The 21,492-nt window shown below is 37.6% G+C and carries 15 protein-coding genes; 1 reads left to right on the top strand and 14 read right to left on the bottom strand.

The genetic code is table 11. The features are described 5' to 3' along the window. Nucleotides 1–25: 25 nt before the first annotated feature. From BUC16_RS06455 to rhaT, 10 genes are all read right to left on the bottom strand, one after another. On the bottom strand, nucleotides 26–2,119 hold the full coding sequence (locus tag BUC16_RS06455) for a hypothetical protein (RefSeq protein ID WP_141226096.1): 2,094 nt from the start codon (nucleotides 2,117–2,119) through the stop codon (nucleotides 26–28). A gap of 137 nt (nucleotides 2,120–2,256) precedes the next feature. Beyond that, nucleotides 2,257–4,584, bottom strand: a complete 2,328-nt coding sequence (locus BUC16_RS06450; protein WP_141226095.1) for a hypothetical protein — start codon at nucleotides 4,582–4,584, stop codon at nucleotides 2,257–2,259. Nucleotides 4,585–4,883: 299 nt separating this feature from the next. Continuing rightward, entirely contained in the window at nucleotides 4,884–5,471 is a 588-nt protein-coding gene (locus BUC16_RS06445) for a LutC/YkgG family protein (protein WP_073369054.1), read from the bottom strand. Next, nucleotides 5,464–6,864: a lactate utilization protein B gene (locus tag BUC16_RS06440; protein ID WP_073369052.1), complete on the bottom strand. Its 1,401-nt coding sequence runs from the start codon at nucleotides 6,862–6,864 to the stop codon at nucleotides 5,464–5,466. The genes BUC16_RS06445 and BUC16_RS06440 overlap by 8 nt, the downstream gene beginning before the upstream one ends. A 90-nt stretch (nucleotides 6,865–6,954) precedes the next feature. Further along, complete coding sequence (locus BUC16_RS06435) at nucleotides 6,955–8,325, bottom strand: glycoside hydrolase family 28 protein (protein WP_073369050.1); 1,371 nt, start codon at nucleotides 8,323–8,325, stop codon at nucleotides 6,955–6,957. Nucleotides 8,326–8,358: 33 nt separating this feature from the next. Further along, nucleotides 8,359–9,114: a (Fe-S)-binding protein gene (locus tag BUC16_RS06430; RefSeq protein ID WP_073369048.1), complete on the bottom strand. Its 756-nt coding sequence runs from the start codon at nucleotides 9,112–9,114 to the stop codon at nucleotides 8,359–8,361. A gap of 353 nt (nucleotides 9,115–9,467) precedes the next feature. Further along, on the bottom strand, nucleotides 9,468–10,823 hold the full coding sequence (locus BUC16_RS06425; protein WP_073369046.1) for an FGGY-family carbohydrate kinase: 1,356 nt from the start codon (nucleotides 10,821–10,823) through the stop codon (nucleotides 9,468–9,470). A gap of 136 nt (nucleotides 10,824–10,959) precedes the next feature. Then, entirely contained in the window at nucleotides 10,960–12,234 is a 1,275-nt protein-coding gene (locus BUC16_RS06420) for a sugar isomerase (protein WP_073369045.1), read from the bottom strand. A gap of 215 nt (nucleotides 12,235–12,449) precedes the next feature. After that, complete coding sequence (locus BUC16_RS06415) at nucleotides 12,450–14,591, bottom strand: bifunctional aldolase/short-chain dehydrogenase (RefSeq protein ID WP_084546110.1); 2,142 nt, start codon at nucleotides 14,589–14,591, stop codon at nucleotides 12,450–12,452. Nucleotides 14,592–14,631: 40 nt separating this feature from the next. After that, nucleotides 14,632–15,687: an L-rhamnose/proton symporter RhaT gene (gene rhaT / locus BUC16_RS06410; RefSeq protein WP_073369043.1), complete on the bottom strand. Its 1,056-nt coding sequence runs from the start codon at nucleotides 15,685–15,687 to the stop codon at nucleotides 14,632–14,634. A gap of 784 nt (nucleotides 15,688–16,471) precedes the next feature. Here rhaT and BUC16_RS06405 point away from each other — a divergent pair. Beyond that, nucleotides 16,472–17,512 carry a GntR family transcriptional regulator gene (locus BUC16_RS06405; RefSeq protein ID WP_073369502.1) on the top strand — a complete coding sequence of 347 codons (1,041 nt, stop codon included), beginning with the start codon at nucleotides 16,472–16,474 and terminating at the stop codon, nucleotides 17,510–17,512. 81 nt (nucleotides 17,513–17,593) lie between these two features. Here the strand turns inward: BUC16_RS06405 and BUC16_RS06400 are convergent, their stop codons facing one another. From BUC16_RS06400 to BUC16_RS06385, 4 genes are all read right to left on the bottom strand, one after another. Next, the gene (locus tag BUC16_RS06400; RefSeq protein WP_073369041.1) at nucleotides 17,594–18,448 is read right to left on the bottom strand and encodes a fumarylacetoacetate hydrolase family protein; all 855 of its coding nucleotides are present in this window, start codon (nucleotides 18,446–18,448) and stop codon (nucleotides 17,594–17,596) included. Nucleotides 18,449–18,478: 30 nt separating this feature from the next. Further along, nucleotides 18,479–19,243, bottom strand: coding sequence for an SDR family NAD(P)-dependent oxidoreductase (locus BUC16_RS06395; protein WP_073369039.1), 765 nt, complete (start codon nucleotides 19,241–19,243; stop codon nucleotides 18,479–18,481). Between the two features lie 162 nt (nucleotides 19,244–19,405). After that, nucleotides 19,406–20,986, bottom strand: coding sequence for an NADP-dependent glyceraldehyde-3-phosphate dehydrogenase (locus BUC16_RS06390; RefSeq protein ID WP_073369036.1), 1,581 nt, complete (start codon nucleotides 20,984–20,986; stop codon nucleotides 19,406–19,408). Nucleotides 20,987–21,061: 75 nt separating this feature from the next. Continuing rightward, nucleotides 21,062–21,367 (bottom strand): rhodanese-like domain-containing protein, encoded by a 306-nt coding sequence (locus tag BUC16_RS06385; protein ID WP_073369034.1) that lies wholly within the window; start codon nucleotides 21,365–21,367, stop codon nucleotides 21,062–21,064. Nucleotides 21,368–21,492 lie beyond the last annotated feature (125 nt).

The following is a 21,492-nucleotide window of genomic DNA, read 5'->3' as shown; positions in this document are numbered from 1 at the left end:
AATACAGTCTTAATAACTCCAAAAATTAATTTATTTTTTTCTTGACTTTAAATTCAAAATTCTCCGCTCCCAATAACCCATCACCTGTGACTCCTTCAATATTTCCTATAAACAAGGAATTGATGTCCGAACAGAAAAAATCCACGCTGGCTTCTCCATCTTTATTGGTTATGACATCCGACTTCCAAAACAAAGTATTTCGAAAATCTGGGGTACTGTCATTTATTGTCACCTCATCATAAATGGGTTCATAAAACTCTTTTTTGCCATAATACCCTTCTATCATTACCACATTAAACATTTCTAAAAGTTCGGCTTCAGTTAAATCTTCATAATGAGGACGAGATTCTATATGTCTTGGACAGTTCTTAATACCATTAATACACCAATAATCCACAATTCGATCCAATCTAGCCAAACTATCCAGCTTCCCTATGAATTTATCTCGAAAACCCTTCTTTTTTGAAACAATCTGAACTTCTTTCAATTTGTTTATCGTTTCTCGTCCAACAAAAGGGGAAGTCGCTTCAGTCTTTTTTTCTTCTAATCTTGAAATGGGATAAATCAGGTTTTTATTTTTACGATTCTTATTGATTCCTTCAAAAAAATTATTGGCAAGATTGATACGGTACTTAGGTTTCGGAGGAGTTCTCAGTTGTAAATAAGCATAACCACCTTCTCCTTTTTTTATCTGTTCGGGAGTAATGGTAAAAACTCCCGTTGAATCCGTTATTAAAAAATCATTGCCTTTATGATCATCGGCTGAAGAGACTATTATCACTTTTCCCCCAACGGGTTCAGTTCCTTTCTTGTTGGGATTTGCTAAACGAACTTTTCCTTTCATCTCATCAAAAACAATGGGATTATAATTGCCTTTTTCTTTTAAATTGTCTTCATTCCACACATAATTTCTCCATCCTTGGGTGAGCAACAATAAATTCAATGCTTGTTTTCGGTCTTTATTATTTTCGTTGAAATAATAAGCAGGATCGTGGATGTTTCCTTTTAACTGCGTAGAAAGCAAATAATGACTCTCGATGTTTTTGGAATCTTGCTTGTTTTGGTACAATCCGTCATACACGCTTACTCCCAAATGAGCCACTATGGGCTGACCATTCGCGTCTGTCACTTTTATCTTTAAGTTGGCCTTGTCCCGGACAGCAAATCCACTTTGATTAAGTTCAGTCTTGATATTTAATTTTTGCTCCAGGTTCACATACACCAATCGCTCTGCCAGTGGCACAAAATTTTCATTAAAAAGGGTGACTTCGGCAATTCCTTGAGGTATCTCTTTTAAAGGAATTTTGACTACCAATTCTTTTTTCAACAAACCCGTTGCAATAGAATAAACTACTCCTCGAATTTGCAATCTCAAGTAAACCCTTTCTTCCTTTAGTCCATCGCTTTGCGCAATTTTAAAATAAGCCACATCTTTGGTATTGCCTATAAAATGTAATCCTTTCCCATTCGATGCAATTGGAGCAATGTCATATTTTTTTTCCGATGCCGGTTCCGTGAGTTGAATATGGTATTTTTTGTTGCTGTCTGGAATAAAATCGAAACCGCCCATACCGGCGTGACTACTTTTAAAAGGGAATAAAGGAATGCCGTTTTCAAACAAAGTTCCCAAAACAGCTACGGGAAATCCTTTTGAGTTGACGGCTTTAAAAGCCAATGTACTCTCGATTCCAGAAACTAATTTTCCGCTTTCGGGAAAAGTCGTAAAAAGCACGATACTGTCTTTTTCAATCGGGGCAACAATCTTTTTAAGACTTATTGTTTTTTGAATCTCCAACTTCTTTGCGGAATAAAACTCTTTGGCATTGCCGACAAAAGAATGGGAACTATAGGCTGCCAAAGTATAAATTCCTTCCGCCAATTCGTTTTTCAAAAAAAGATGCCCGTCAACAAAACCGTTTTCTATTTCGTATTTTTTCTCCCAAACGACCTGGTCGGTTTTGTCTTCTATCAATTGCACAAACAAAGTTTTGCTGCGCCCTGAAGGATAAAAATATTGTGCATCCAAGACATAGCCTTTAAACCATATGTCTTCCTCGGTTTCATAAATATTTTTGCTGGTTTGCAAATACACCAAATCCGAAACAGGATTTTTGGGCATCCTTTGCAACTGTTTGGTTAATGAATCTGGAACGGCAACGTTATTTTGCGCATAGGAAGAAAAACCCAAAAAAAATGGGACGAGATATAAAAACCTTAAAAAATGACATTTTTTTGTTTTCATTCTTTTTTCAAAATTTAATTCACTTTTTTTCCAACTTTAAATTCAAAATTATCCGATCCCAACAAGCCATTGCCACTTACTCCTTCGATGTTTCCTATAAACAAGGAGTTAATATCCGAACAGAAAAAATCGATTGTAGCTTCTCCTTGGTTGTTAGTGATAATATCCGGTTTCCAAAATAAGGTATTGCGATAATCTGGCGCTGTATCAGTGATTGTTACTTCATCATACACCGTTTCATAAAACACTTTTTTGCCATAATAGCCTTCCAACTTTGCGACATTTATACGTGCCAAAAGTTCGGCTTCGGTTCGGTCTCCGTAGTGATATGGAATTCCACCAGCTCCCTCGTAAATTTGGCCTTCCCTAGGTTTTCTATTATCAAATTCCCCTATATGGTTGGAACAATTTAAAATATTAAACCTGCATACATAGTCTTTTAATCTAGCTAAACTATCAAGCTTCCCGATAATCTTATCCCTAAATTTCTTTTTTGAAGTAATCACAACTTCTTTTAGTTTGTTTATAGTTATCCGATCCATTGAAGGAGCAGCCACTTTTTCGTTTGGCTTCACAATCTTTGATATGGGATAAAAAATGGTTTTGTCTTTGCGCTGTTTATTGATTTCTTCAAATGAAACATCCATGACATTTATAAGATATTTAGGTTCAGGAGTATCATTTACTGGTTTACGAGTTATTAGTTGAAAATATGTATTGCCTCCTTCCCCTTTTTTTAATTCTTTTGGGCCAACAGTAAACCGCCCCGTAGTATCTGTCATTATAAAATTTTTTCCATTGCTTTCGTCTCCTGAAATTACGAATATTCCTTTTTTTCTAATTTCTCTAGTTTTTCTAATGGCTTCCATTAGGCCCTTGGAGTAATTTCTAATTTTTTTCATTACGGTGTCATTGGGGTTCTTTAAACGGACTTTTCCTTCCATCTCGTCAAAAACGATGGGGAAGCTATTGCCTTGGAGCTTCAAATTGTCTTCATTCCAAACGTAATTTCGCCATCCTTGGGTGAGCATCAATAAATTCAATGCCTCCTTGCGGTCTTTATTTTGCTCGTTAAAGTAATAGGCGGGGTCATAAATGTTTCCTTTTAGTTGTGTGGAAAGCAAATAATGGCTCTTGATATTTTTTGAGTCCTGCTTGTTTTGATACAATTCGTCATACACGCTCAATCCCAAATGTGCCACAATGGACTGGCCGTTTTGGTCCGTCACTTTTATTTTTAGTTTTACCTTTTCCTTTACAGTATATGCACTTCTGTCGAGTTCTGTTGTGATAGCTAATTTTTGGTCTTGGTTGACATAGACCAACCGCTCAGCCAGAGGAACCGCATTTTGGTCGAAAAGGGTCACTTCGGAAATGCCTTGGGGAATATCAGTTAACGGAATTTTGATGACCAGTTCTTTTTTCAACAAATCAGTTGCCATACCGTAAACTATACCCCTCATCTGGAGTCTTAGATATATCGTTTCTTCTTTTAGACCATCGCTTTGCGCGATTTTAAAGAACACCGCTTCTTTGGTATTGCCCAATAGGTGTATTGCTTTTCCGCTTGGTTCGATAGTGGCAATGTCATACATTTTGTCCGATGCCGGTTCATTAAGCTGAATATGGTATTTTTTGTTTACATCCGGCGTGAAATCGAAACCGCCCATACCGGCATGGCTACTTTTAAAAGGGATCAAAGGAACATTGTTTTCGAATAAAGTTCCCAATACTTCCACGGGTAATCCTTTCGAATTGACGGCTTTAAAAGCCAATGTACTCTCGATACCGGAGACTAATTTTCCGCCTTCCGGATAGGTCGTAAAAAGTACGATACTGTCTTTTTGAATTGGAGCCACAGTGGTTTTGCGTTTTATTGTTTTTTGAATCTCCAGCTTCTTTGCGGCATAAAACTCTTTAGCGTTGCCGTCAGCAGAATGGGCGCTATAGGCTGACAGGGTGTATATTCCTTCCGGCAATTCATTTTTCAAAAAGAGATGCCCATCCACAAAACCATTTTCTATTTCGTATTTTTTCTCCCAAACAACCTGATCGGTTTTGTCTTCTATCAATTGCACAAAGAGTGTTTTGCTGCGTGCTGACGGATAAAAATGTTGTGCATCCAATACATAGCCCTTAAACCATACGTCCTCCTCAGTTTCATAAATGCCTTTGCTGGTCTGCAAATAAACCGATTCGGAAACATTGTTTTTGGGCAACCTTTGCAACTGTTTGGTTAATGAGTCCACAATGACAACGTTATTTTGCGCATAGGACGAAAAACCCAAAAACAATGGGACGAGATATAAAAACTTCGAAAATCGGTGTAATTTTAGATTCATTGGCTTTGGAACAGACAAATTATTTTTAGTTTTATTTCACAAAATATCTTTATTTTTCTAAGAAAACAATTATTAAGTTTATCAAAAATAATGCCGATAATTGAATTGAACTCTACCTCTCCATATTCGCAACCATAATACCCGATTGACAACAAACTGACGAAGTAAGTCTAACGAAAATTACTGTTTATTTTTAAACTAAAAACAACAACCTAAGTACGCATTCACAAATCCATTCCAAAAAAAATCCTGTTAACCAAATGATTTACAGGATTTTGTTGTTTATATACAATTTCAATTTACTCCATCAAAAACACGGTCAAACCTCTCGCACCGTGAGCTCCCAATACCAACGATTGCTCAATATCGGCAGTTTTGGACGGACCGGCAATGAAAGTCCCGAAACCATATTCTTGGTTTCCGATGCGCTCATAAGCTTGATGCATCGTGGACACAATATCCTTTTTATTGACGATTATGGCCAAATATTGCGGAATAAAAGTCGAAACTCTTTGTCCCAAAATATCGTCCGTTACCCAAAGAGCAGAGTTTTCGGCAACGCCAAAATGGGCTTTGACCAAAGTCAATTCCACGTCTTCCAAGGAATGGGGATCGTCATTGAACCAATCAGTAGTATCAATTTCAGCCAATTCGGGAATGGTGGTAATCATACGTTTATCGGTTGCATAATTTTTCTTGACAAAGTCAATTACACCATCGTAATTTGAAACTTCAACAAAATCACCTCCAATACTTTTCAGGATCGTTTTGTACTTTTCGAGAATATCATAAGTTTCCAACCCCAAAAAAGTCAGATTGGGCAATTCACTAACCGTTGAAGGCTGGTTTTGCTTTACTTTTTCTAAAATACTGGCTCTGCTACTCATTGTCTTTTCCTTTAAATTCTTTTCCGTTTTTCTTGTACCATTCCCTGAATGATTCTTCGGGTGGCGCAGGCATTTCTCTTTGCTTGTACCACGCATTCAGGCTATTGTTTACCATAAAAGGCGCATTTTTAATCACGAATCTTCCCATTTTACCTGCCAAATCAAACACGGTTGGATTAGACAAAACAGCCGACATTCCTTTCATGGCAATGGTTTTTGACGTTGGCGTATAACCTTCTTTTACCAATACTTGACGCCATTTGTACAATTGGTCGTGAATGTCAATTTTCACGGGACAAACATTGGTACAAGAACCGCAAAGCGTACTGGCAAAAGGCAAATCGGCATTCTTGCTCATATCGAGATTTGGTGCCAAGATGGATCCAATTGGTCCCGCCACGGCAGTATGATAACTGTGTCCGCCGCTTCGTCTGTAAACTGGACAGGTATTCATGCAAGCACCACAACGGATGCATTTCAATGAATTCCTGAAATCTGCTCTACCCAATTGCGTAGTTCTGCCATTGTCCACAATGACAATGTGCAATTCTTTTCCGTCTCTTGGTTTTTTGAAATGGCTCGAAAAAGTGGTAATAGGTTGCCCCGTTGCACTTCTAGCCAATAATCTCAAGAAAACCCCCAAATGTTTGCGTTGCGGGATTATTTTTTCGAAACCCATGCAGGCAATATGCACGTCGGCAAGGTGAACGCCCATGTCGGCATTTCCTTCATTGGTGCAAACCACGATTTCTCCCGTTTCGGCAATGGCAAAATTGACTCCCGTCAAGGCCACTTTTCTGGTAAGGAAAGTATCCCTGAGGTGCAATCGCGCGGCTTCGGTTAAATATTGTGGGTCGTTGTTCCCTTTTTCGGTTCCAAGATGTTCGTGGAAAGTCTCGCTTACATCTTGTTTTTTAAGGTGTATGGCAGGCAAAACGATATGACTTGGCGGTTCTTTTCGAAGTTGTACGATGCGTTCACCCAAATCGGAATCGATGACGTCAATTCCTTTTTCGGACAAATATTCGTTCAGGTGACATTCTTCGGTAAGCATCGATTTGGACTTGACCATTTGCTTCACGCCGTGTTTTTCCATAATGGAATGGACAATTCTATTGTGTTCGGCTCCATCGGCAGCCCAATGCACAATGATGCCGTTTTTAAGGGCATTTGCTTCAAATTCGACCAAATAATCATTGATATTCGAAAGCACGTTGTTCTTGATTTGCGAAGCGGTTTCTCGCAATACTTCCCAGTCCGCAATTTGAAAAGCGGCTTTATCCCTTTTTTCTCGAACAAACCAAAGAGTTTCGTCGTGCCAATCTACCCTTTTTTCATCTTTGTTGAAAATGGCAGCGGCTTCGCTATGTTGCATTATTTTGTTTGAAGACATCTTTTTATCAGTTTAAAAATTGAAGATTATAAACTCTCTGCAATCATTTTTATGTTATAACTTTTAGCACCTTTTCCAATGCTTATTTTATCAATTCTGGCTCTCGAAATTCAAGAGATTTTCGTGTATGCTAAGGTTTCCTTTAATCAAATCGGCATGAACATTCTTCAGAAATACATTTTCCACAGGAAGCTCTTTCTGCCCCAATACTCTCGAAATGAATTTCACGTCGGTAGCTTTCACGTTTTCGAGATAGACATTTTTTATCGGGGTAAGTCTTCGTTCTATGGTAGGAACCAAATCTCGCCATTGATACAATACATCCGTTTCGATTCCCATGATTCCTTGGTCGATTTTGCCCGCAACGATATTGCTCATGTAAATATTTTTCACGTATCCTCCTCTTCGCTCATTGGTTTTTATAAACAGCAAATGGTTTAATTTGGCGCCATCCACGACAGTACATTTGTCGATAAACACGTTTTCGACACCACCCGATAATTCGCTTCCGATGGCTACCAATTGGTGTCCATTTTTAATGGTACAGTTTCGGATAACAATATTTTTAGACGGTGTATTTAATAACCAAGCACCTTTACCACAACCCGATTTAATTGCAATAGCATCATCGCCTTGGTCGAAAACACAATCTTCAATTAATACATTTTCACTCATTTCTGGATCTACTCCGTCATTGTTGTGACCGTGTGCATACACTTTTAGGTTTCTAAGAATAACATTCTTGGAAAGAAAAAGGTGAATCGTCCAAAAAGGGCTATTCGTTATGGTAACACCATCCATCAAAATATTTTCGCAACGGTTAAATTGTATGAATTGGGGACGGAAATGTGCGCTGTCATTGACCATTTGTCGCTCTTCCATTGGTTTATTGTAAGAAGCCAAATTGTATAAACGCTTCAAGCTTTCCATGTGTCCTTTGGGTCTTGTAAACCAAGTTTTCCAAACATCCATTTTTGCTTTTAATTGTCCTTCACCCGTAATGGCGATATTTTTGCATTGGTAAGCATAAATCAACGGAGAATAATTAAGGCATTCATATCCTTCCCAAGTACTGTTTACGGCAGGCAAATAATCCTTTGGATCTTCAGAAAAAAGCAGGACTGCTCCTTTATCCAAATGCAGATTGACATTACTTTTGAAGTGAATTTTCGCTGTCAGCCATTCTCCTTCGGGAATAACGACTATTCCACCACCCATTTTACTGGCTTTTTCAATCGCTTTATTGATGGCTTTGGAAGTTTTCTCCTTGTCCCCTTTTATTGCACCAAAATCAACAATGGACAGTTTCTTGCAATTGCTGAAATCCGGTGTTTTAATGGCCGACATTTCAAAAGGCGCTTCAACGACAACTTCTTTTATGGTAACAGTAGATTTATCCGTCTTGAATGACAAGAAAACAAGTGAAACAAATACGGCTAAACCCAGGGTCAATTTTTTCATTATGGAGTTAAATTTTTAAGACTAAAAAATTCGTTACTTAATTTCGATTTTCACTGTGGACGAATTCAATATTTCGGCAATGTGAATCGTCTTGATTGGACTTTGCTCTCTTCTCAAAATACCTTCCATATGCATCAAGCAAGACATGTCGAAACCAGTAATATATTCAACCTGATGGGCTTCGTGGTCTTTGATGCGGTCTTTTCCCATTTTAACGGAAATGGCTTCCTCGGTCACGCAAAACGTACCTCCAAAACCACAACATTCATCTTTTCTGTTCAAGGAAACCAAATTGATTCCGCTCATTTTAGCCAACAATTGTTCTGGTTTGGAGAAAAAAGGAGCATTCAACTCGCTCATTTGCGAAAGCTTCAATCCACGTTGTCCGTGGCAGCTTTGGTGCAAACCTACTTTGTGTGGGAAATGACCGTCTATGCTTTCCACTTTCAAAATATCGGTGATGAATTCCGTTAATTCGAAAACGGATTTTCTGATTTTGGTAGCCAATGCTTCGTTTTTTTCGTCGTGCAAATGCTCTTTTACGTGCAAGACACAACTTCCAGAAGGACAAACGATGTAATCGAATTCGGCAAAATTGGCCACGAAATTGGCATCGCAACCTTTGGTCAAATGCTCGTATCCGCTGTTTGCCATTGGCTGGCCACAACAGGTTTGCTTCATTGGAAAACTAACATCACATCCTAATTTTTGTAACAATTCATAGGTGGCAATACCCACTTTCGGATAAAACTGATCTACATAACAGGGTATAAAAAGTCCTATTTTCATGGTAAGTTATTTATTATTTTGTATTACTGTCCGCAAAGCAAACCAAAAAAATTACTATATTTTTTTAAACCATTAAGATATTAAGTTTTTATCCTTAATGAACCTTAATATCTTAATGGTTTCAAGAGAAAAATAACTTTATTTTTTTTATAAACCAACAAAATTCCTGTTGGCATTAGTAACGGATAATCAAATTATTTTATGATTATCCACTTTGTGGACTACAACTATTTTTAAAACACAAATTTCACGAATTTTAACCAATTCCAGTCTATATTTTAGATTAAAAATTCGTGTTAATTCGTGAAATTCACATAAAAATATATTTTAAGTATCAGTTAAGCACAATCCATTTAATGTTTGTAAAATTTCAAATCAATCAAGTCGTTTTGAATCGGTTTTGGATTCCAGCTTTCGTGAATGGCCAAAGCAGCTCCCAAAGCACTGGCTTGCGCCATTGAAGCGGCATAGACCTCCATTTCTGGGAAAGCCTGCGCCAATAAATTCATGAAGATGGAATTCTTGCTGAAACCGCCATCCACAAAAACTTTCTTGACAGGACTGTTGTCGATGACCAATCTTGTCGAAAGCACTTGTTGTGCAATGATGTCCAAAATTAATTGATGGTAGGCAATCTCGTGGTTTTTAAAACCTTCCAGATTTCTGTTCTCAAAAGGACATTTTTCGATATAACTATCGGTGTTAAAAGAGCTTTCCTTGAAGTTTGTAATCCTCAAATCGGCAATAATATCCTTGTTATAGGTAATCTCTTTGTAGAAATCATTTGGCAAACCAAAATGTTCCGAAATACGTTTGGATTGAACTTCATGTGTATTTCCGGCGAACAATCGGGCAGCTTTTACCGGTATTTTTTTGTTTTGCAAGAAGCACAAACAGTCTTTTTTCAATTCATCGGAAGTCAAAGGCGTATCATTGAACGGATTTATGGAAATGCTCCAAGTTCCTGTTGACAACAACACAAAAGGCTCCGTAAAATTTATGGTATATGGAATTAAGGCCGAAGAACTGTCATGTAAACCAATTCCAACCGAAATTCCGTCCTCGATTTTCAAGGTTTCTTCCACATTTTGAATAGGCGGCAATTTGTCTATTATTCCTTCGTTGGTCACCCATTTATGATACTTCATCTTCTTGAAATTCCAAAGTCCGGTATGGCAACCAATGCTTGTAATATCCGTGAAATATTGCTGAGTCAAAATGGAACTCAAATACTGGGGCAAATGCAGGCAATATTTTACCTTCGCGAACAAATCTGGTTTTTCTTCCTTGAATCTATAAATTTGCATTCCAGAATTCAAACTTCCCAAAACAGGTGAAGCAGTTTTAACGGCAAATTTTTTCTTCCCTTTGTATTTTGGATAAAAATTCTCCAACAAGGTTTCCGGATAAGGCTTCAAATAATTGTACAGCGGTGTCAAAGCCTTGCCTTGTTCATCAACATAGACAAAACTGGCGCCATAGGTACTGAAATTAATAGCTTTCAGGATATAATCTTTCAATTCTTTCAGTTCAGTCAATCTATCGGCTACCCATTTGCTGAGTTCCAAAATATTTTCGCAGGGAAAACCATCTTCATCCACCGTTTCGGCAAGAATCACTGATTTCTCCCATACAATTTGATAATTTTCGTTGAACAAAAAGACTTTCTTGTTTGTTTTCCCAATATCAAAAATCGCAACTACATTCATTTTTAACTATTTTATAGACAGTCCGAAAAACGGATTATATTCATTTTATTATCCAAGAATTGCACAAACCCAACACTTATTTAGTTTAAAATCGTGTCAAATTTGTGCAACTTCTATTTATTCACAAAGATTTGAATTACAAACCAGTAGCTACCGTTTTCAATCCTCTTTCTCCAATTAAAGCATCACGTACAGCCAACTGACGGTATAATCCAACTGGATTAAGCGCAGCACCAGAACGCAAACGAGCTTCAGCTACTAATGCACGAACATCGGTACGGAAAGCATTTTGTAAAATCTCTTGCGCTTTTACCACATCATTTTCTTCCTGTGCAATTTCCAATGCTTTTCTGTCAACAGAAAGCGCTTGTGCATAAGCCACCATGATCGCTTCTACAGATTGCAACAAATCTTCCATTGGGTCTTTCACGTTATGTGAAGCATCAATCATCCAACCTAAGTCAGTTGCGTGGTTCATTCCTCTAGCATCCATACCTTCAACCAATTCATTGAAAATCAAGAACAATTGATAAGGTTTCAATGCACCGGCAGTTAAATCGTCATCACCGTATTTAGAATCATTGAAGTGGAATCCACCTAATTTATCTTCCATCAACAATAAAGAAACAATTTGCTCGATATTGGCGTTTGGAAGGTGGTGCCCTAAATCAACTAAAGTTTTAGCTTTGTCTCCCAATTTTTTCACATAAGAATACGATTGCCCCCAATCGGCAACTGTAGTTGAATAGAAATTAGGCTCGGCACATTTGTATTCCAAGAATAATTTCCAGTTAGAAGGCAAGGCAGCATAAATTTCTTCCAAACTTTCCAAAGTGTTTTGATACGCTTTACGGAAATTTAGTTGTCCCGGAAAACAAGAACCGTCGGCAAGCCAAACAGTCAATGACTCGGAACCCAATTCGATTCCTTGTTGGATTACTTCAATATTGTGTGCAATGGCTTGTTTGCGAACCGCTTTGTTCACGTTTTGCAAAGACCCAAATTTATAAGAATGCTCTTGATCAGCTTGATTTTGAAAAGTGTTCGAATTAACCGCATCAAATTTCAATCCGTGTTGTGCCGCCAATGCTTTAATCGCATTGCGATCTGTTGGAATATCCCAAGGAATGTGCAAAGAAATAGCACCAGAAGCATTGTTCAAAGCGTGTAGCAAACCTACGTCTTCGATTTTTTCTTCCAAAGAACGAGGTTCTCCACCACCCGGGAAACGACCAAAACGTGTTCCTCCCGTGCCTAAAGCCCAAGATGGAATGGCAATTTGGAAATCAATTAATTTTTGGATGATGCTTTCCGTTTCTGCAATTTCAGAAGCCGTGAAAACCAATTTATTTTTATGAGATTTTAATAAACCGTCATTATGTGAAGCAATTTTGCTTGATTCGATTAACATAATATTTTTATTTTAAAATTAAATATAAAACTTCTTTACCCATTACTGGGTTGAAGTTACTTTAAAAAAGTCTTCGTGATTGTATTGTTTGCAGATTTTAGATAATCTAACGCCCGAAATATCGGACGTTAGAAAAATCAACTTAACTACTAACCAAACCAAAGTAGTATTATTATCTATAAAAGCGAATGTTACTGCGCTTTTACAAGCAGCTCTTATCTATAGAAGCCCATTGATACACCACCGTCCACATTCAAGGCATTTCCTGTTGATTTACCCAACAAGCCTCCCACGAATGCAAAACAAGCATTGGCAATATCATCCGGCAATATGATTTCATTCAATAAAGTACGTTTTGCATAGTATGCAGGCAATTCAGCAACGGTGATACCGTAAGCTTTTGCACGTCCTTCAGCCCAACCACCTGACCAAATATTGGAATCAGAGATTACCGCATCAGGGTTTACCGTATTCACGCGGATTTTGTCTGCTCCCAATTCGGCAGCCATCAAACGAGTCAAGTGAGCTTGAGCCGCTTTAGCTGAACCATATCCAGGATTGTTTGGTCCTGCAACTACTGCATTTTTAGATACGATATTCACGATATCTCCACCAAAACCTTGTTTGCGCATTACTTCAATTCCAGCTTTAGAAACAATAAATTGTCCTTTTACCAAAATATCATACAATCTGTCCCACTCTTCCAAAGAATGTTCTGCAATAGATTTAGAAATACTGATTCCCGCATTATTCACGATGATGTCTGCTCCACCAAATGCCAAACAAGCTGCATCCAATGCTAATTCAGTACTTTTTTCATCTGTCACGTTCAATAAAGTGCTTGAAACTGCATCTTTACCAAAAGCTTTGGTAAAATCAGCCGTGGCTCCAGCCAAACGCTCTTCGTTGATGTCGTTGATAACCACGCAAGCTCCTTCTTCAGCAAATTTCTTGGCGATAGCTTTTCCAATTCCTCCTGCAGAACCTGTAATCAAGGCAATTCTTCCAGATAATGCTTTTGGTTTTGGCATACGTTGCAATTTAGCTTCTTCAAGCAACCAATATTCGATATCGAAAGCTTCTTGACGTGGCAATGAAGTATATTCTGAAACTGCTTCAGCACCTTTCATCACGTTTACGGCATTTGTATAATATTCAGATGCCAAACGAGCCATTGTTTTGTCTTTTGCAAAAGTAAACATACCAACTCCAGGATATAAAATTACAACCGGGTTTGGATCACGCATTGCTGGTGAGTTTGATTTTTTGCAAGTGTTATAGTACTCAGAGTACATTTGACGGTAAGCTTCAAAAGCTGGAGCTAACTTTGCTTTGATTGCTTCCACATCAGATAAATCTTCGTTTGGAGCCAATTCAATTACCAACGGACTGATTTTGGTACGCAAGAAGTGGTCAGGGCAAGAAGTTCCAAGAGGAGCCAATTTTTCCAAATCATTAGAGTTGATGAATTCCAATACTCTAGAATCATCAGTATAGTGACCAATCATTTTACGTTCTGAAGAACAGAAACCTCTCAAGATTGGAGCCAATTTTGCAGCTTGCAATTTACGGGCATCAACTGGAAGACTTTCTATTTTTTGACCTCCAAATACTGGACGAGTTTTACCATAGTTAGACTCTAAATATTCTGCACACTTTTCGATAACTTCAAGTGTGTTTACATAACTTTCGTAAGCCGTGTCACCCCAAGTAAACAAACCGTGAGAACCCAACATTACTCCTTTTAGTTTTTTTCCTTTTGCTTCAGCTTCTTGAAGACAAGCGCGCATTTGCAATCCAAGGTCAAAACCTGGACGTTGCCATCCCACCCAACCGATTTCTCCGTTGAACAATTCTTCGGTGATTTTCGCACCATCTTTTGCGGCAGCAATGGCAATTGCAGCATCTGGATGCAAGTGGTCAATGTGCTTGAAAGGCAAGAAACCGTGCAATGGCGTATCAATGGAAGGCGCTTTGGAAGCCAAGTCAAAAATACAGTGATTGAACAATTCAACCATTTCATCTTCGAATTCAATTCCTCTATATACGTTTTCAAGGTTTAGCAACCTTTCCAAATAAAGTGCTGCACAACCTGATTTTGTCAATGTTCCAATGTCTCCACCAGAACCTTTAATCCACATCACTTCAGAAGGAGCTCCTGTCAAAGGGTCTTTGTCCGTGATTTTTACAGAAGTGTTTCCACCTCCGTAGTTTGTTAATCTTAAATCCGCTCCCAATAAATTGGAACGGTAAATAAAAAGTGCTACTTCATCTCCTGCTAATGCTGCAGCCTTTTCTTCATCCCATAGGTAGCTTACGTGCTTAAAAGTCATGTTGTTTGAATTTATATTTGACATTGTTGTTATATATTTATATTAATATTTTTTTTATTCCGCATTAAAGTGAATTTCCAATCCCCACTATCACAATCGAGGCAAGGATAAGACCGATGCCAATAAGGAATGTACTGAAGGTTTTTTTCGAAACACCTGTCCATTCTTTCAAGTAAAATCCCCAAAAGTTGGCCGTCAAAATAATCGTCGCCATGTGCAAAATCCAAGAACTGGCTCCGTTACCCAATTTGCTTTCCCCCATTCCATAAAAGAAGAATTGCAAAAACCACATTGTACCTGCCAAAGCCGAAAACAAAATGTTTTTGGTTATTGGCGTTTGGCTGTTGGCATAATCACCAAATGTTTTGTTTTTAAAGTTAAGATACATACACCATATAAAGTTGACTGTCAATCCACCCCAAAGTATCACAATGTAAGTTACATTGTTTTGAAACAAGGGATTAAAACCTTGAGCAACCGCTTCATCAGCCATTGGTTTTCCAGCTTCAATACCAAAATTGAAAAAAGAGCTCAAAATACCTGAAATAATTGCTATGATAAGCCCTTTTACCAAGCTAAAATCTTTATCTCTAATATGCGTCGTATCTGCCCCTTCAAAATCAAGTTCCTTGAGCATGCCTGCTCTACCCGAGAAAGCGATTCCCAGCAAACATACCACGACTCCCAACAAAACCATTTGCCCACCAGTGCTGTGCAACATGTCGGTAAAAGATGTTTTGCCAGCTACAGGATAAAAGTTATAATATATGGAAGGAACCAACGCCCCAAAAGCCGAACAAAAACCCAAGGTTATTGAATTACCCAATGACATTCCCAAATAGCGAACACCAAGACCATAAGTAAGTCCCCCGATTCCCCAAATCAATCCCATAGAATAAGTAACCGCTTTTATCGCTGGAGCTGTATTACTGATAATGTCAACAAATCCCGGAACAGTCAAATAAGCCGCAAGTGGCGGAACGATCAACCAAGAGAAAAATCCTCCTACAATCCAATAACTTTCCCAAGCCCATCCCCTGACCTTTTTGAAAGGCATATAAAAACTTCCTGATGAAAAACCTCCTATGGAGTGAAAAATAATTCCGAGTAATACTTGCATTTGATAATTAGATTAATGGTTATTTTATAATTTGGTTTAAGGTCAATCGTTATAGTGTCGTAAAATAAAAGAATAAGGAAGAGTAAACTATCCTGTACTATCCTTTACCAGAACAGCTGTTTTTACCCATAAACAAATTATACAAACCAAAAAGCCTTGATTCCCCCTCCATTCTTGTCATGAAGAATAAAAAAAATCAAAAATAATTTCAATGTAAACTCCTGATTTATCGCTACAAATTAAGATTTTAGCTAGAAACACCTGCCAAACTAGAAAGCGGTTTTAAATTTCCCTACCAAATTTACTAAAAATTTATAACTATTTAACCAACAGCACTTTTTAACAATATCTTTTTTTAATGTTAGATAATTTACGCCTAAATCCGTATTTCAAAAAAAATGGACAATAACAAAAAATAAGGTTTTCAAAACAAAATCCACAAAAACCATTCTTTCTAAGACACCAACACCAAGGCTTCTTTATTACTTTTCATACTTTTCATCAGAAATCAATGTTATAAAATCATTTTTAATAGCAACACTTTTATTTTTAATATTATATTTGCGCAAACGATATAATTATATGGTGCTCTTCATTCAAAAAAGTGAAAACCACTAAAATCTCATCAATTGAATTTAGTTCTAAACTTTCAATGAAACTAAAATTTGGAGATTTAAAGGAATTAGAAACAAGAACATTCCTTTTTCTGAACTAGACTTAAACGAAACGGCAACGGTTTGAAATATAAATTACCTGAAATAGGTATAATTTATTAAACATGAACATGATTAAATTTATTAAGATTGACGAAGATTCACGAGTGCCGAAGTATCAGCAAATCGTGGACTCCATTATTTTTAATGTAGCCAATGGCAATCTGAAAATAGACCAAAAAATCCCGTCGATCAACATCCTTAGCGAGGAATTTTACATGTCGAGGGATACCGTGGAAAAGGCCTATAATATCCTCAAGGAAAGAAAAGTAATTTCATCCATAAAAGGCAAGGGTTATTATATTACCAGGACCAAACTAATTTCCAAGGTAAACATCTTGTTTTTATTCAATAAATTAAGTTCCTATAAAATGGCCACTTACAATGCTTTTGTTAATGGTATTGGAGCCAATTCACATACCGATTTGCATATTTACCATTGTGACGAAACCTTGTTTTTGAACCTGCTGGACAAATACAAAAACGACTATGATTACTATGTAATAATGCCACACTTCAAAACGGACAGCCTAAAACACATCAGTTATACCGATGAAGTGGTAAAAGCCATAAAAAGTTTACCCAAAGAAAAGCTTGTCATTATGGACAACATAAAACTTGGAATGGATGGCGAAATACTGGAAGTTTACCAAGATTTTGAAAACGACATCTACCAAGCCCTAAGTGAGGGCATTGACAAAATAGCAAAATATAAAAAATTAATTTTAATTTATCCCGAAAATGCAATCTATCCTTACCCAAGAAGGATTTTGATTGGATTCAAAAAGTTTTGCATCGAAAATTCCTTGAATTTTGAAATCCACAATCATGTATATGCCGACATGATCCTTAAAAAAGGGGACTTGTTTATTACCATTGAAGAATCCGACTTGGTTAATCTGGTAAAACAAATAAGGGATGACGAATTGGTTTTGGGAAAAGACATTGGAGTAATATCCTATAATGACACTCCACTAAAAGAATTACTTGGCATAACGGTAATTTCAACCGATTTCAAGGTAATGGGTGAAACCGCAGCTCGAATGATTCTTAACGGCGAAAAAGGAAAGATAAAAGTTCCTTTTAATTTTATAGACAGGAATTCGATTTAAGTTTAATCTTTCAGAGATTTAAAACCATAAAAAAAACAGCGTGAAAAATCCCGCTGTTTTTTTTATAATCTTTTTGAAAAATTATTTCTTGTAAGCAACCGCAACTTGTTTGCTGGAACCCAATCCTTCCATTCCCAATTCAATTACATCGCCTGCTTTGATATATACTGGATTTGGCTTGATTCCCAAACCAACTCCTGGAGGCGTTCCCGTACTAATCACGTCGCCTGGAAGCAAAGTCATGAACTGGCTCAAATAGTGAACCAAATAAGGAATTTTGAACACTAAATTCAAAGAGTTACTATTTTGATAGGTTTTACCATTCACGGTCAACCACATTGACAAATTATTCACATCGGCAATTTCGTCTGTCGTGGCCATAAAGGGGCCAAGTGGTGCGAAAGTATCGCAACCCTTTCCTTTTGCCCATTGTCCGCCGCGTTCCAATTGAAAAGCTCTTTCACTATAATCGTTGTGCAAGCAATATCCAGCCACATAATCCATTGCATCAGCTTCGTCAACATAACTGGCTTTCTTTCCTACCACAAATGCCAATTCAATTTCCCAATCGGTTTTTTCGCTATTTTTTGGAATCACCAAATCGTCGTTTGGCCCACACAAAGCAGTTGTCGATTTGAAGAAAATAATGGGTTCGGTTGGAATCGGCGCTCCTGTTTCCACGCAATGATCCACATAATTCAATCCAATGCAAATAATTTTGGAAGGTCTTGCCACTGGAGATCCCAAACGAACTGTATCAGCAACTTCTGGTAATGAAGGATTGCTTTCCAATGCTTTTTTTAATTTTTCCAATCCATTTTCCTCAAAAAATGCTTCGTTATAATCAGTTACGATAGAGGAAACATCCCATCTTTTTTCTCCAATTAAAACTCCCGGTTTCTCTTTACCCGCTTCTCCAAAACGTATCAGTTTCATCTTTCTCTTTTTATTTTATTAGTATTTTATTTAGCTATTCAATTTAATAAATCCTCCGTCGATAGGATAATCGCTACCCGTGATAAAACCAGCTTCGTCACTGCATAAAAACAAGGCCAAGGCTGCTACTTCTTCTGGTTTTCCCATACGACCTATCGGTTGTGATTTCGACAATTTATCGAACATTTCGTCTTGATTGTCTGGATAGTTCTTGGCAATAAATCCATCCACAAAAGGAGTGTGTACTCGTGCTGGCGACATCGAATTGCAACGAATATTTTCGCCAATATAATCTTTGGCAACAGACAAAGTCATCGACATTACCGCACCTTTCGCTGTGGAGTAAGCAAATCGATCCGACAATCCCACCCAAACGGCAATGGATGCCATATTGAGGATAACGCCGCCACCCGAAAGTCGCAATTGCGGTATGGCCGCATACAAACAATTGTAAACTCCTTTTACGTTTACGCTCATCACTCGGTCAAAATCGGCTTCGGGCGTGGTTTCCACTTTTCCCACGTGCGCAATTCCTGCATTGTTGATCAAAATATTGATATTACCGATTTTTTCGAATGTTGCCAATACTTCTTGTTGACTGGCCACATTGCAAGCGTGGGAAAAAACTTTTCCTCCTGCAGCACTAATTTCCGCAACAGCTTCTTTGGCACTTTCTTCGGTCAATTCCACGATATGCACTTCCGCACCTTGTTTTGCAAACAGACTTGCAATTGCCTTTCCGATTCCGCTACCACCACCGGTAACCACCGCTTTTTTATTTTGTAATGAAAACATAATTATATTGAGTAAAAAATTGAAGTGTAAAAATAACAATTAGTGCAAAACAAAATGCCTAATCCTAAAAATAATATTTTAAGAGCATGTTATTAAAAAAATTAAACCCGACAGCTTAAAAAAAACTGTCGGGTTTGTATTGAAATGGATTCTCATAAACAATTACAAGATATAATCCGTGTTAATGAAATTCGATTCTTTGCTGTTCAACAATTCCTGTAAAATGGCATTGTTGTACTCATTGTCTTTTGAAGCAACAAATGTTCTAATAGAGAAAGAACGCAAGGCATCAAAAATACTCAAAGTTCCCACGGCTGAATCTTTTCGACCCGTGAAAGGATATAAATCCGGTCCTCTTTGACAAGAACTGTTCAAGTTTACTCTACAAACCAAGTTTACCAAAGTATCAATAAGCGGCGCAATGGTTTTGATGTCTTTTCCGAACAAACTCACTTGTTGTCCATAATTAGATTCCGCCATATCATTCAAAGGTTCTTGAATGTCCTTGAAAGTCAATATAGGAACAACAGGTCCAAATTGCTCTTCGTGATACACACGCATTTCTTTGTTTATTGGAAACAAAACTGCCGGAAATATAAAATTATCCGAAATTTCTCCTCCTTTGGCATTGATTACTTTTGCTCCTTTACTGGTTGCATCGTCAATCAATTCCTGGATATAGGCTGGTTTTTCTTTCTCCGGCAATGGCGTTAGCGAAACCGATTTGTCCCAAGGATTTCCGAAAACAAGTTCGTCCACTTTGGCGGCAAATCGTTTGTTGAATTCGGCTGCAATTGATTCGTGAACATACAACACTTTCAAAGCCGTGCAACGTTGTCCATTAAACGACAATGTTCCCGTGATACATTCCTGGATCGCCAAATCTAAATCGGCATCTGGTAAAATAATCGCCGGATTTTTGGCTTCCAGACCAAGAACCAAACGCAATCTGTTTTTATTTGGATGTTGGTCTTGCAAGGCAATTGCAGACTTACTGTTTCCAATCAAAGCCAAAATATCGACTTTTCCAGATTTCATTATTGGAGAAGCCACTTCACGACCTCTTCCGTATAAAACATTGATTACCCCTTTTGGAAAACTGCTTCTGAAAGCTTCCAATAAAGGTGAAATTAATAAAACTCCGTGTTTTGCCGGCTTGAAAATCACGGTATTTCCCATTATTAATGCTGGAATAAGCAGGGAGAAAGTTTCATTCAATGGATAATTGTAAGGTCCAAGACACAAAACTACTCCAAGTGGTCCACGACGAATCATGGCATTTACGCCTTGGCTTTTTGTAAAATGACCACTGTTTCTGTCCAATTGTTTGTAATGTTCGATGGTATCGTAAATATACTCCACCGTTCTATCGAATTCTTTTTCAGAATCACCCAATGATTTTCCAATTTCCCACATCAAAAATTTAACCACTTCAGTTCGGGTGGTCTTCATTTGTGCAACGAATTTCTCCATACACTTGATGCGATCCACCACTTTCATGGTAGGCCACAAACCTTGTCCATTATTGTAAGCCGACGAGGCTGCTTCGAGAGCTTCCATAGCATCTGCTTCACCCATAAAAGGGATAGTTCCCAATAAAGTGGGTTCGTATTTTTCAGTGGAAGAAATTGTGGAATAAACTGGGGTCATTTGACCCGCCCATTTTTTTAATTCACCATTAACCAAGTACGTATCTTGTGCAAGCAATGAGGTAATTTGAAATTCTTGAGGTATTGTATTCATTATAATTATAAATAGGTTGTGCTTTCCATTAGAAAGCGTAAATAAAAATGAAGACTTTGCTTCTTATAAGTTGGGTTAGACTACTTCGCCATCCCATTCCAAAAATCCACCCAACAAATTATAGGCGTTTTCGAAACCAAGTTCATTCATCACATCGCAGGCTTTGGCACTTCTGGCTCCGGAGCGGCAATACACGTAATAATTTTTTGATTTGTCCAAGGCTGCCAACTTATCAATAAAACCTTGACCCTCATAAATATCAATATTGACGGCATTAGGAATCATTCCTTCATTAACTTCGGCTTCAGTTCTTACATCCAGAATTACTGCATTATCGTCGGCTTCATATTGAGAAACCCAATCTTCTTGTGTTAAATTCATAAGTATTGTTTTTGGTAAAATTACAATGTTTTTGAGTAAAATGATTCGATACAATTGTTAATTAGATAAAATTTTAAAGAAAACGTTTTCGAATAACCGTAAAACAGGCGGAATTACGAATTTAT

The sequence above is a fragment of the Flavobacterium fluvii genome, from assembly GCF_900129545.1.
In the GTDB taxonomy this organism is placed as follows: domain Bacteria; phylum Bacteroidota; class Bacteroidia; order Flavobacteriales; family Flavobacteriaceae; genus Flavobacterium; species Flavobacterium fluvii.
The sequence above is the reverse complement of the archived record's forward strand: the minus strand, read 5'-3'. Positions and strand labels throughout refer to the sequence as shown.